The sequence below is a fragment of the Rhizobium sp. G187 genome (assembly GCF_051549525.1).
In the GTDB taxonomy this organism is placed as follows: Bacteria; Pseudomonadota; Alphaproteobacteria; order Rhizobiales; family Rhizobiaceae; genus Allorhizobium.
The window spans coordinates 206,981-220,282 of the sequence record NZ_JBPUGM010000007.1; the positions used below are offsets into that span (position 1 = coordinate 206,981).

Below are 13,302 nucleotides of genomic sequence, written 5' to 3' on the forward strand. Positions count from 1 at the left end.
GTCTTACGCAATGCCGCCGAGGCAGATGTACTTCATCTCGGTATAATCATCGATGCCGTATTTCGATCCTTCACGGCCGAGGCCCGACTGCTTGATGCCGCCGAAAGGCGCGACCTCTGTGGAAATCAGGCCGGTATTGACACCGACCATGCCGTATTCGAGGGCTTCCGCGACCCGGAAGATCTTGGCGATGTCCTTCGAGTAGAAATAGGAGGCGAGGCCGAACTCGGTCGCATTGGCGAGTTCGACAACTTCGTCTTCCGTCTCGAATTTGAAGAGCGGGGCGACTGGGCCGAAGGTTTCTTCGGTTGCGACCTTCATCTCTGTTGTGACGCCGGTCAGGATGGTGGGTTCGAAGAACAGGTCGCCTGCGGCCGACGACTTGCCGCCGAGCGCGACCTTGGCGCCCTTCGACACGGCGTCTGCGACGTGTTCCTTGACCTTTTTAATGGCGTTGGCATCGATCAGCGGCCCAGTCGTCACGCCTTCCGCGAAACCATTGCCAACCTTGAGCTGCGCAACCTTCTCGGCAAGCTTGGCTGCGAAGGCATCGTAAACGCCAGACTGCACGTAAAGGCGGTTGGCGCAGACGCAGGTCTGGCCGGCATTGCGATACTTCGAGATCATCGCACCTTCGACGGCGGCGTCGAGATCTGCATCGTCGAAGACGATGAAGGGCGCATTGCCGCCGAGTTCCAGGCCGAGCTTCATGATCTGGTCGGCGCCCTGACGCATCAGGATACGGCCGACATTGGTGGAGCCGGTGAAGGTCAACTTGCGGACCTTGTCATTGGCGCAGAACTCCTGGCCGACCATGGCTGCATCGGTCGAGGTCAGCACCGAGAACAGACCAGCCGGCAAGCCGGCGCGCTCGGCGAGGATGGCAAGCGCCAGTGCCGAGAGCGGGGTCTGGGCGGCGGGCTTCGACACCATCGCGCAGCCGACGGCAAGCGCTGGAGCCACCTTGCGGGCGAGCATGGCGTTCGGGAAGTTCCATGGCGTGATGGCGCCGACCACGCCGATGGGCTGCTTGATCACCATGATGCGCTTGTCGGCCTGATGGCCGGGAATGGTGTCACCGTAGACGCGCTTGGCCTCTTCGGCGAACCACTCGACGTAAGATGCGCCGTAGAGGATTTCGCCGCGGGCTTCGGGCCAGGGTTTGCCCATTTCCATTGTCAGGATCGTTGCCAGATCGTCGGCATTGGCGACCATCAGGTCGTTCAACTTGCGCAGGATGGCGGCACGTTCCTTGCCGGTTTTCTTTGCCCAGGCCTTCTGCGCGGTGTGAGCCGCATCGACCGCTTTCGTGACTTCAGCCTTGGTAAGGTCGGGAAGTACTGCGATGACTTCGCCGGTGGCCGGGTTGGTGACCTCGAAGGTCTTGCCGGACTGGCTTGCAGCCAGCCAGTCGTTTCCGACCAGCGACTTGTCGGTCGCCAGTGTCGGGTCCTTGAGTTTGTCGGTCAGAATGTTCGAAAGGGTCATGCCTCAGGCTCCTGCTGCAACTTCACGGATCGAAGCTTCGATCAGGTCGAGCGCCTCGTTGAAGACCTCGTCCTGAATGGTGATCGGGGCGAGGAAGCGGATGACGTTGCTGTAGACGCCGCAGGTGAGAAGGATCAGGCCCTTTTCCAGCGCCTTGACGCGTACCGCATTGGTGAAATCCGCGTTCGGCTTGTCGGTTCCCGGGATCTTGAACTCCACGGCGTTCATGAAGCCGAGGCCACGGATGTCCATGATGTGAGGCACGTCTGCGCGGATGGCTTCCAAGCGTTGCTTGAGACGGTTGCCGAGCTGGTTGGCGCGGTCGCAAAGCTGCTCTTCCTCGATCACGTCAAGGACTGCATGGGCGGCGGCGATCGCCAGCGGATTGCCAGCATAGGTGCCGCCGAGGCCGCCGGGGCCGGGGGCATCCATCAGCTCGGCGCGACCGGTGACGGCAGACAGCGGGAAGCCGCCCGCGAGGCTCTTGGCCATAGTCGTCAGGTCCGGAACCACGTCGTAATGCTCCATGGCGAAGAGCTTGCCGGTGCGGGCGAAGCCGGTCTGGACTTCGTCGGCGACCAGCAGGATGCCGTGTTCGTCGCAGAGTTCGCGCAGGGCCTTCATGAGGGCGCGCGGAACATCATAGAAACCGCCTTCGCCCTGGACGGGTTCCAGGATGATGGCTGCAACGCGCTTCGGGTCGACGTCGGCCTTGAACAGCTTGTCGAGCACGTCGAGGGAGGTTTCGACATCGATGCCGTGCATTTCGAGCGGGAAGGGAACGTGGAAGACGTCACCCATCATCGGGCCGAAGCCAACCTTATAGGGCACGACCTTGCCGGTCAGCGCCATACCGAGGAAGGTGCGACCATGGAAGCCGCCGGTAAACGCGATGACGGCCGACCGGCCCGTCGCGCAACGGGCAATCTTGATGGCGTTTTCGACAGCTTCGGCACCCGTGGTCGCGAAGATCGTCTTTTTCTCGAACTTGCCCGGTACGATCTTGTTGAGACGCTCGGCAAGCGCGACGTAGTTTTCGTAAGGGACGACCTGGTGGCAAGTGTGGGTGAAACGGTCAAGTTGGGCCTTCACCGCTTCGACCACCTTCGGGTGGCGATGGCCGGTGTTGAGAACCGCAATGCCGCCAGCGAAATCGATGTATCGATTGCCCTCGACATCCCAGATTTCGGCGTTCTCCGCCTTGTCGGCATAGATCTGCGTGGTCATGCCAACGCCGCGGGAGATGGCGTCGTTCTTGCGAGCTGAGATATCGGCGTTCTTCATCGTATTCGTCCTGTGCGACGGGGTTGCCACGGGGCGCGCTCGCTTCGAAGCGAGCGCCTGTATAATTTCCTACATTTTTTCTGTAGACTTGCAATATGCCTTTTCGGCATTATCACCCGAGATCGCGACATCCGTAAGGGGCCCCCGTGGACGAGATCCGTTTCAAGATTGCTGAAGCTGCCCGCATGGCGGGGGTATCGCCGTCGACGCTCAGGTTATGGGAGAGCCAATCTCTCATCCAACCAATCCGTACGGCGACCGGACAACGCGTCTATGACAAGGCGCTTGTTGACCGGCTGAAACGCATTGCCTGGCTGCGAAGTGAAAAGGGACTGAACCCCGCAGCAATCCGCGAGACGCTGCGTGATGAGGCAGCCCTTTCTGACGAAGACAGGAGTGAGCCGGACGACGAGGCGATCGACGCCAGCGATGTCAGGCCTGGAACCCGGATGCGTCGTTTGCGGCGGGATGCTGGCCGGACGCTCGAAAGTGTGGCGCAGGCGACGGGCGTTGCGGTCTCGCAGCTCTCGACATTCGAGCGCACCTCGCAGGGGCTCTCGTTCACGGCTTTGCATGAGGTTGCCCGGCATCTCGGCACGACCCTGGCCTCATTAAGCGGGCAGGAGGAGGGGCGCGGTGGCGAGTCGCTTATTCGCGATGGCAAGTGGCCCTCATGGCCGACCACATCGTCCGGCGTGGCCGTGCAGGTGCTGGCCGAGGGACGGAACCAGATGGAATGCAACCGCTTCCAGCTGGCGCCGGGTGCGTCAAGTGAAGGGGCTTATCAGCACGAGGGCGAAGAGTTCATCCACATGCTGCAGGGAAACCTTGAGATCGTGCTCGACGGCGACCAGTTTTTCGAACTCGGTCCTGGAGACAGTTTCTACTTCGAGAGCCGGCGACCACATTCGTGGCGGAATGTCTCAGATGGCGAGACCGTGCTCATCTGGATCAACACGCCGGCGACGTTCTGACCCCGGACAAACAAAAACGGCGACCGAGAGGTCGCCGTTTTCATTGAATGGGCGTCAAGCCTACTTCTTGGCGACAGTCGTCGTTGCGCCCCAGGCATAGCCACCACCAATGGCGACGTTGAGGTTGACGTAGTTGGTCGCGACCTGCTGGACGGCCTGGGCCAGATTGGCCTGCGCACTTGCCACGTTCCGCTGGGCGTCGAGTACGTCGAGCAGCGAGGAAGCGCCGTCACGATAGCTGGCAGTCGCCAGCGACAGGGCTTCTTCATAAGAACGAACCGTTGCCGTCAGTGCAGAGACTGTCTGGCGGGCGCGGTTGACGGCCACCAGTGCATTTTCGACTTCCTGTACCGCGTTGAGAACGGCTTCCTTCCAGGCGAGCTGCGCTTCGCGGACGGCCGATTCCCGTGCCTTGACGTTGGCGCGCCGTGCGCCTGCGTCGAAGATCGGCAGGTTCAAGCTCGGGCCAAAGCCCCAGGACGTGACACTGCCATCGACGCCTGACGATGCGATATGGGCCGGCGAAATTGTGCCGCTGAGCGAGATCGACGGATAGAGTGCTGCTTCCGCCACGCCGACTTCGGCGACGGCCGCTGCGAGATTGCGCTCAGCTGCGCGGATGTCGGGGCGATTGCGGATGAGGTCGGCTGGAACGCCGGAGTTCACGCTGCGGCGGGCGTAAGGCTGTGGTGCGCCCTTCTGCAGATCGGCAACAAGGGTTGCGGCCGGCAAGCCGAGCAGGAAGGCGATGCGATGTGTGGCCTGGCGGAACGACGTTTCGAGTCCTGGGATTTCGGCCAGTGTCGAGTTGACCAGACCTTCGGCCTGGACAACGTCGAGACGCGAGGCGGCGCCTGCTTCGAGCTGGAGCTTGGTCAGGTCCAGCGTTTCCCGACGCGACGCGAGGCTCTTGCGGGCAATCGCAATGCGCTCCTGATAGTAGCGGGCGTCAATATAGGCGGACACGACGCTGGAGAGATAGGTAAGCTTGGCGACATCGGCGCTCGCATAGGCGGCGTCGAGGGTGGCGCCCGCACTTTCCTTCGAGCGGCGATATTCGCCGAACAGATCGAGCAACCAGGATGCGTTCAGCGAGCCGCTCGTGGTGCGGGTGTTGTCGCTGCTGCGTGTGGCGGCGAGATCACCGGTTGCCCTTGCGCCGGAGACTTCGAATGCCGACGACGTGGTCAGCTGCGGGAAGGCGCCGGCGTCAGCGGCGTTGAAGTTGGCTTCCGCGGCCGAGATGCGTTCGATGGCCTGAAGGACGGAGAGGTTTTCCGACAGTCCCTTTTCGACCAGCGAATCGAGCCGGCGATCGTTGAAGGCAGTCCACCAGGATGCCATCGTCACGTCGCCATTCGGCTTGGTGCTGCCTTCGGAGAATTTGGCCGGAAGGGCAGTCTGCGGCGTTTCATGGTTCGGGCCGACAACGCAGCCTGAAAGAAGGAGCATTACGAGTGGAGCGGCTGCACGAATGGATGGCATCACGAATTCCTGTTCAAGTCCCCAAGGCCTACAACGAATTGGCTACCTCATGGAAGCCTGTATCGGTGGCCGCTGTGCGCGCATAGGCTGTCAACGCAGCCTATGCTTTGATGGTTAACATAGATTGTCAGCTTCTAGGATGTCACGCCTTCGTCGGCTTTTGCACCGCCGAAAAGCTTGCGAATAATGACGAAAAACGATGGTACGAAGAAAATTCCTAGCGCTGTTGCCGTAAAGACACCGCCCAGCACGCCAATGCCGATCGAGTTCTGTGCAGCCGAGCCGGCGCCTGAGGCAATGGCGAGAGGCACAACACCCAGCATAAAGGCCAGAGACGTCATGATGATCGGACGCAGGCGAAGCTTTGCGGCCTCGAGTGTCGCCTCGATCAGGCTCACGCCCGGCCCCTGCCGGTCTTTCGCGAATTCGACGATGAGAATCGCATTCTTTGCGGCAAGACCGATGGTCGTCAGGAGGCCGACCTTGAAGTAGACGTCGTTCGACTGGCCAAAGAAGTGAGCCGCCGCGACCGCCCCCAGAACACCTACGGGCACTGCCATGATCACCGAGAAGGGGATCGACCAGCTTTCATAGAGGGCTGCGAGGCAGAGGAAGACGATCAGAACCGACAGGGCGTAGAGTATCGGAGCCTGCGAACCGGATAGGCGTTCCTGATAGGAAATCCCCTGCCAGGCAACGGTGTAGCCGCCGCCGAGACCGGCCGTCAGCTGTTCCATCGTGTCCATAGCCGTGCCGGAGCTTACGCCCGGACCAGCAGCACCTTCCATGGAGATGGCGCCGACACCGTTGAAACGGCTGAGCGTCGGAGCGCCGCTGACCCATTCGGTCTTCACGAAGGACGAGAAGGGTACCATCTCGCCTTCCGTATTGCGGGCATACCAGTGATCGACAGCGTCTTCCTGCATGCGGTAGGGCGCGTCGCCCTGAACGTAGACAGGCTTCAACTCGCCATTCAGGGTAAAGTCGTTCACGTCTCTGCCGGCGAAGATGGTCGACAGCATGTTGTTGACGGTCGCGATGTCGAGACCCATGGCGCCCATCTTCTCCTGGTCGAGGAGGAGTTTGAGCTGGCTTTCTGCCGGCGGGTTGTTCGAACGAAGCGAGCTGACATTTGCATTGCTGCTTCCAGCCTGCATGAGCTGCCCTGAGGCCGCCGTCAGTGCCTCGGTGCCGTTCTTGCCGCTGTCGACAAGATACATCGAGAAGCCGCTGGAGGTGCCGAGACCGGGGATGGCCGGCGGCTGAAGCGGGAAGACCATGGCATCACGGATTGTGAAGAAATATCCCATGGCGCGCTGGACGATCGCAGAGGCTGCCAGTTCCGGCGTCTGGCGTTCGTCGAAATCCTTCAGCTTGGCAAAGACGAGCGCATAGTTCTGGCCAGAGCCCACAAAGGAGAAGCCGGACACGGAAAACACGTCCTGAATCGCGTCCTTTTCCTTGTCGAGATAGTAGTTCTCGATCTTCTTGATGACCTCTTCCGTCCGCGTAACGGTTGCACCGTTCGGCAGCTGGACGATGGTCATCAGAACACCCTGGTCTTCCTGCGGCAGGAAGGAAGAGGGCAGGCGAAGGAAGAACCATCCCATACCACCGATGACAACCACGAACATCAGCATGACACGGAAGGGGCGCTTAAGCAGGTATCCGATCGTCGACACGTAGCCGCCGGTGGTGCGATCGAAATTGCGATTGAACCAGGCCGAAAGGCCGCGCTTTGGCTTGTGGTGGTCCACAGGCTTCAGCATCGTGGCGCAGAGCGCCGGGGTCAGAACGAGTGCGACAATGGCAGAGAGTGCCATGGCCGAGACGATGGTGATCGAGAACTGACGATAGATGATGCCCGTGGAGCCGCCGAAGAAGGCCATCGGGATGAATACGGCCGTCAGGACCAGAGCGATACCGACGATTGCGCCGGTGATTTCACCCATGGACTTTTCAGTGGCCTCAAGCGGTGACAAGCCCTCTTCGGTCATGATGCGCTCGACATTCTCGACGACCACGATGGCGTCGTCGACGAGAAGACCGATTGCGAGAACCATCGCGAACATTGTCAGCGTGTTGATCGAATATCCGGTGATTGCCAGGACGCCGAAGGTACCGAGCAGAACGACGGGCACGGCAATCATCGGAATGAGAGTGGCGCGGAAGTTCTGCAGGAAGACCAGCAGCACGACGAAGACCAGGATAATTGCTTCGAAAAGCGTGTGAACCACCTTCTCGATCGACAGCTCAACGAAGGGAGTCGTGTCATAAGGGTATGTAATGACGACGTTTTCCGGCAGGGCTTCGCTGAGAGTGGTCAGCACTGTCTTTACGCGATCGGCCGTGTCCAGTGCGTTCGCACCAGTTGCCAGGTTCACCGCAAAGCCGGTCGCCGGATTGCGGTTTGACCTCGTGTTTGTCGCGTAGCTTTCCTGACCGATCTCGATGCGGGCAACGTCGCTCAGTCGAACGGTGGCACCGTCGGTTTCGGTCTTCAGGATGATCGATTCGAATTCAGAGACGGACTGCAACTGGCTTTGTGCCGTCACCGTCACGTTGATCTGCTGGCCTTCGGCCATAGGCTGTCCGCCGAGCGAGCCCACGGACACTTGGGTGTTCTGCGACTGGATGGCCGTCGTAATGTCCGTCGGGGTCAGCTGGAACTTGTTCAGCTTGAACGGGTCAAGCCAGACGCGCATGGCGTATCCGGTGCCGAAGACCTCGATGCTACCAACGCCCTCCAGGCGCTTGATCTGATCCTCGATCTGCGTCGAGAAGATATCGCCGAGTTCAACATTGGTGCGGCTGCCGTCGGTCGAGACCAGTGCGCCGACGAGCAGGATACTCGATGTCGAGCGGGTGACCGATATACCTGCCGTCTGGACGATGTCCGGCAACTGCGACTGGACGAGCTGCAGCTTGTTCTGGACCTGGACCTGGGCAATTTCCGGGTCGACGGAATTGCCGAAGGTGAGGGTTACGCTGGCCGAGCCTGTGCTCGACGACGACGTCATATAGGTCAGATCATCAAGGCCGGTCATGCCGTCTTCGATAATCGAAGTCACTGATTTTTCAACGGTTTCCGCACTTGCGCCGTTGTAGCTTGCCGAAATGCGGACAGTTGTCGGTGCGATTTCGGGATACTGGGCGATCGACAGGGTCGAGATCGCCAGCGCACCGCCGAGCATGATGATGATCGCAATCACCCATGCAAAGACCGGGCGACGAATAAAATATTTGGCCATTGGTTTTCCCCTAGTGCCTCAAATGCCGCGTTGCGTCAGCTCAGGGCTTTGCAGCGGGGGCGGCCTCGGGCTTCGCGACTTCCTCGACGATGCCCTGTTCATTGATGGTCGCCTCGACCGGGTTTACAGGGGCGCCGTCAGCGATCCACTGGAAGCCGTCGAGGATGAGCTTATCGCCATCGGAGATGCCTTGCGTCACAAGCCAGTTGTTTCCGGATACCTGGCTTTCGGCAAAGGAGCGGGTTTCAACCTTGTTGTCGGCTGTCACGAATTTTGCCGTTAGCTGGCCCTTGGCGTCGCGGGTTGCAGCGCGCTGGGGAATGAGGAAGCCTTCTTCCGTTCCGACTGTGGCCGTCGCGCGAACATACATGCCCGGCAGAACGAGATTGTCCGGATTGTCGAAGACAGCGCGGATCGTATAAGTGCCGGTGGTTTCAGATACAGCCATATCCGACATGTCGAGCTTGCCGACGACCGGGTATTCGTGGCCATCTTCGAGAGTCAGGCGGATTTCGGTAATCTCGCTCTGATTGACGCGGCCAGCCTTGATCGCTTCGCGCAGCCGCAGAAGATTGACGCTGGATTCCGTCAAATCGATATAGATTGGGTCGAGCTGCCGAAGCGTCGTCAGGGAATCGGCCTGGTTTGCGGTGACGACGTTGCCGACAGAATAGGTGGACGCGTTTGTAACACCTTCGAAGGGCGCGCGGACTTCGGTCAAACCGAGTTCGATTTCTGTCGACCGAAGCGCTGCCTTTGCGACGGCGACATCCGCCTCGGCCTGCAGCAATGTCACGCGGGCGTTTTCAAGTTCAACCTGGGTCGCGCCGCTGCCGACAAGGCGCTCCTGGCGGGCGAGGTTGGACTGCGCGGTCGGAACGCCGGCCTCAGCCTTCCGGAGAGTTGCTTCGGCTTGCGCATAAGCGGCGCGATAGGTGTCGTCCTCGATCTTGTAGAGCAGATCGCCCTGCTTGACTTCACTGCCTTCCTTGAAGGCGATTTCCTTGATGATGCCGCTAACACGCGGACGGATCTGAGCGGTCTGGAACGCGGAGGCACGGCCCGGCAGATTGCTGGTCAAGGCATGCGGTGCCTTCTTCATCACCGCAATGCTCACTGGTGCGGGCGGTCGTTCCTGCCCGGCGCCCGGAGCGCCTGTAGCGGCCGTTTCTGAATCACTGCAGCTTGCGAGCGTGACGAGGCAGATCGCGACGGCGGAGGCGAGTTTGAGGCGTCGGGTCATCGATAATCCCAAGAGCTATAGAATGATGTCATTTCCGCCCGCGAAGGGAGGAAGGCATAGGCGTGCGGGACCACGTGATCATGCCACGCAGATCACAGGCAAAAGTGACGTAAGTTAATTATCGTCACTTTGCAAGCGGAGAGCGCAGTGCAGCATCGATAAGCGCGACAACGTGATTACAGCGTGTTGCCAATATGTCAGTTTTCTCCAACCCGATCATGACAGGATGGATCACGCAGACGAGCGCGTCGAACGCGGCGTTGGCGAAACGTGGAATGTCTGCCACATGATAGCTGCCTTCCTCGATGCCAGCCTCAATGATCCGGCTCAGCATTTCGACGATCATGTCGCGGAAGCGCTCGCCGCAATCCAGCTCTTCCCGAATGGTCACGAGGATCATTTCGAAGACGAAAGGAGTGTCCTTTCGGTCATTGAAATGTTCCATCATCAGATGATGGGCCAGGGCAGAGAGGCGTTCGGTTGCGCAGCGTGTTGAATCAAGTGCCTCGAGTTCTGAGACTTTCTGCTCGATTGCGCGGGTCGCAATGGCATCGACGAGGCTAGTTTTGGTGCGAAAGTGTTTGAAGACGTTCGCCGGTGACATCGAAAGATCGGCCGCAATGTCTGCGATCGAGACACTGGCGAAGCCATGGGTGCGGAACAGCTCTTCGGCCGTGTTGAGGATCTCTTCGCGGGTCTCCTCTGCGGAGCGACGCGGACGCCTCTGCGACCGCTCCTGCATAGCGACCGCTATCGAAATGTTTTTGGGCTTCCGGCAATCCTGATCCATGGCAATTCTACTTTCCTGGGAAGTAAGTCTCCAGATTCTGCCGCACGCGCTCAAAGGGGGTCGCGCCACGGTCGTCGGGTTCGAAGGTGAGGCCAGTAATGGCTTCATATGCTTGTATATAGACCCGTGACGTGTCGTTCACCAGTGTCGCCGGAATTTCCGGGATTTCATCATGATATGGATCACAGCGTTCGGCGACCCAGGCCCGGACGAAATCCTTGTCGAAGCTTTTCGGGCGCTCGCCCTTTTCGAAGCTTTCCGGATAACTGTCAGCCAGCCAGTAACGGCTGCTGTCGGGCGTGTGGATCTCGTCTGCCAGAATGATCGTGCCATTCTCATCCGTGCCGAATTCATACTTCGTGTCGACGAGAATGAGCCCACGGGCTGCTGCCATTTCCTGACCCCGCGCAAAGAGGCCGAGCGCGTAGCGTGACAAGGTCTGCCATTGTTCTTCGGTCAGCAGGCCACGCGACACGATCTCATCCGGCGTGAGTGGTTCGTCGTGACCGCCATCGAATTCCTTGCTGGTCGGAGTGATGATCGGGGAGGGCAGCTTTTCATTGTCACGCATGCCGTCGGGCAGGGTGATGCCATACATGCTGCGTTCGCCCTTCTTATAGAGCGTCAGGATTGAGGTGCCGGTGGTGCCGGCGAGATAGCCGCGCACCACGATCTCGACTGGCAGGATGTCCAGCCGCTTGCCAACGACCACATTCGGATCGGGATAAGCGATGACGTGGTTCGGGCAGATGTCGGCCGTGTGTTCGAACCAGTAGCGGGCCGTCTGCGTCAGGACCTGACCTTTGTAGGGAATGCAGGTGAGGATGCGATCGAAGGCGCTAAGGCGGTCGGTCGAGATGATAATCCGGCTGCCATCAGCAAGATCGTAATTCTCGCGAACCTTGCCACGATAATAGCTGGGCAGTTCCGGGAAAAAGGCTTCGGACAGAATGCGCATGGTCGTCCTCGTCGGGTCAGTGTGCCGTGCTGCAGCGCGCAGCGTCATGTCTTTGGCGGTAGCCGAAACTTCGCCGCCTTTCAAAGAAAAAGCGCATGGCCTTGACCATGCGCTTTCTCCGTTGCGCGGTTGGATCGTCCTTTGGACTTGGCAATCAGCCCGCGGCGTGATGGAGCCGGTCGCTGAACAGATGGTTGTCGGTCGCCGTGCGCCAGGATTTGGCCGCTGCCAAGACCGCGAGGTCGATCAGGGGTTCGACGACGACGACCAGCATATAGGCGGCGCCAAAGGCGGCGACATTGCCAAGATTGTCGGCATTGAAGCCGTGACCATAAAGTGCCCAGAAAGCGACCCAGGCGACGATGCCGCCCTGGTAGGTCGTCGAAAGCGCAAGCGCATCGCGATAACGGACGTCCACATAGGCCGTCTTCCTCGGGATCATGTGGTTGGCGATCCGGCTGAGGCCAAAGAGCGGTACAATCAGGGTTGTCACGTTCATACCGTATTGCGGCAGATCGAAGGGCGCAAAGAAAAGACCCTGAAGCAGAAGACCAAGCGCCAGCCCGATCGACGCAGCTCCTGCGCCGAACATAAGAAAGAGTGTGGAGCCAAGGATCAGGTGCACTTCGGAGACGCCAACCGGATGATGCGGAAGGATTTCGAAGAAGGAAAAGACCAGGGCCGTGGTCATGACCGACCGTGCGGCGAGGCCGATCGGGGTCTTGCTGGATGTGAGGTCGTCACGGACCATCTTGGCCACGAGACCGAATGAGAGTGCTGCCGTGGCATAGGAGAGTGCGAGTTTGGCGCCGTCGACGGCGCCGGGTTCGATATGCATAGTCTTGTCCTTTCGTCCGCGCCCACCGCGCGAGAAGAGTAAATGCCGCCAAAGCGACGTCGATTGATGGCAGGTCTCCTGGCTCACGGGTCAGGGCTCGATCCGCCTTATCGACCTTAAGGCCAATGGCATGTCGGATGTCGCTCGCCGTTCACAGTTGCGGGGGCAGCCACGGTTTCGGCCCCTGATGGGTAGTCCTCACCGTATTCCCTCTTCGTCCACCCCTGTCTCTCGTCGGGGCGGAACCATCAGGATGAAATCTAGAGCCCGGCTTCATCGTCTGTCCAGCAAATTGCGACGTTTCGTGATGTGATCCGGCGGGGGAGGGGCCTACGATTGACGAACGCCAATTTGACGCATTGCGACAGCTGGGACCCTGGGGGAGAATGTTCGGCAGCCAAATGGCTACAATTGAAGAAAGGGACTGAAACCATGCTTTCTACCATCATCTATCGCGTGCCGGTGTTCGGCTGGATGCTGAAGGAAGCGGTCCAAGGAAGTGCCACAGCCAAGGTGCTGTTCATTCTCAACCTGCTGATGGTCTGGATTCTGGCCATTGTCACATTCGGCTATCCCGCGATCATCATTCCGGCTCTGACGGCGGTACCCTTGATGTTCATAATGCTCATCCTGATCACGATGGGCTGAACATGGGCCGGGATTGAAAGGCCGCTCCGTACAATCCCGCAGTTCCGCGCCTCTCAAGGTGGCTTGTCAGGCTCGACCACAGCGCACTTAGTGCGAGAAGGCAGCCAGTTAGAAGCCAATGATAGAGTGCCGCCCAGGCCCTCGCTTAATAAAACCATTATTTTCAATGGTTTATGAAAAAAGACAGATTTTTGACAATTCGTTGTTGACGGTTCCGAGGAGTGGCCGTATAAGCCGCTTCACCGAACGAGAGGCGGCGGCGCGGAAGCGGCGACGGACTGGTTCAGAAAGAAATCTTCTAGAAATTGGCTGAATTGCTGATTTGTTGCCCGGCTTTAGGGTT

10 protein-coding genes and 1 riboswitch are annotated in these 13,302 nt (G+C 59.6%); of the genes, 2 read left to right on the forward strand and 8 right to left on the reverse strand.

Going from position 1 to position 13,302, the window contains the following annotated elements; translation table 11 throughout:
- Positions 1–3: 3 nt before the first annotated feature.
- Both ACSV9I_RS19235 and ACSV9I_RS19240 read right to left on the reverse strand, forming a co-directional pair.
- Positions 4–1,488: an NAD-dependent succinate-semialdehyde dehydrogenase gene (locus ACSV9I_RS19235; protein ID WP_438330407.1), complete on the reverse strand. Its 1,485-nt coding sequence runs from the start codon at positions 1,486–1,488 to the stop codon at positions 4–6.
- 3 nt (positions 1,489–1,491) lie between these two features.
- Positions 1,492–2,772 carry a 4-aminobutyrate--2-oxoglutarate transaminase gene (locus ACSV9I_RS19240; protein ID WP_438330408.1) on the reverse strand — a complete coding sequence of 427 codons (1,281 nt, stop codon included), beginning with the start codon at positions 2,770–2,772 and terminating at the stop codon, positions 1,492–1,494.
- A 185-nt stretch (positions 2,773–2,957) separates the two neighbouring features.
- Here ACSV9I_RS19240 and ACSV9I_RS19245 point away from each other — a divergent pair, with 185 nt between their 5' ends.
- Positions 2,958–3,746 carry a cupin domain-containing protein gene (locus tag ACSV9I_RS19245; RefSeq protein WP_054160413.1) on the forward strand — a complete coding sequence of 263 codons (789 nt, stop codon included), beginning with the start codon at positions 2,958–2,960 and terminating at the stop codon, positions 3,744–3,746.
- Positions 3,747–3,806: 60 nt separating this feature from the next.
- Here ACSV9I_RS19245 and ACSV9I_RS19250 read toward each other — a convergent pair whose 3' ends face one another.
- From ACSV9I_RS19250 to ACSV9I_RS19275, 6 genes are all read right to left on the reverse strand, one after another.
- Positions 3,807–5,231: an efflux transporter outer membrane subunit gene (locus ACSV9I_RS19250; RefSeq protein ID WP_054160395.1), complete on the reverse strand. Its 1,425-nt coding sequence runs from the start codon at positions 5,229–5,231 to the stop codon at positions 3,807–3,809.
- A gap of 134 nt (positions 5,232–5,365) precedes the next feature.
- Positions 5,366–8,482, reverse strand: a complete 3,117-nt coding sequence (locus ACSV9I_RS19255) for an efflux RND transporter permease subunit (RefSeq protein WP_438330409.1) — start codon at positions 8,480–8,482, stop codon at positions 5,366–5,368.
- 40 nt (positions 8,483–8,522) lie between these two features.
- Positions 8,523–9,725, reverse strand: a complete 1,203-nt coding sequence (locus ACSV9I_RS19260; RefSeq protein ID WP_054160393.1) for an efflux RND transporter periplasmic adaptor subunit — start codon at positions 9,723–9,725, stop codon at positions 8,523–8,525.
- Between the two features lie 124 nt (positions 9,726–9,849).
- Positions 9,850–10,515, reverse strand: coding sequence for a TetR family transcriptional regulator (locus ACSV9I_RS19265; RefSeq protein ID WP_438330410.1), 666 nt, complete (start codon positions 10,513–10,515; stop codon positions 9,850–9,852).
- A 7-nt stretch (positions 10,516–10,522) separates the two neighbouring features.
- Complete coding sequence (locus tag ACSV9I_RS19270) at positions 10,523–11,473, reverse strand: phosphoribosylaminoimidazolesuccinocarboxamide synthase (RefSeq protein ID WP_438330411.1); 951 nt, start codon at positions 11,471–11,473, stop codon at positions 10,523–10,525.
- A gap of 154 nt (positions 11,474–11,627) precedes the next feature.
- Complete coding sequence (locus ACSV9I_RS19275) at positions 11,628–12,311, reverse strand: energy-coupling factor ABC transporter permease (RefSeq protein WP_438330412.1); 684 nt, start codon at positions 12,309–12,311, stop codon at positions 11,628–11,630.
- 51 nt (positions 12,312–12,362) lie between these two features.
- Positions 12,363–12,576: riboswitch (cobalamin riboswitch) on the reverse strand.
- Positions 12,577–12,743: 167 nt separating this feature from the next.
- Here ACSV9I_RS19275 and ACSV9I_RS19280 point away from each other — a divergent pair.
- Positions 12,744–12,959, forward strand: coding sequence for a hypothetical protein (locus ACSV9I_RS19280; protein WP_438330413.1), 216 nt, complete (start codon positions 12,744–12,746; stop codon positions 12,957–12,959).
- Positions 12,960–13,302 lie beyond the last annotated feature (343 nt).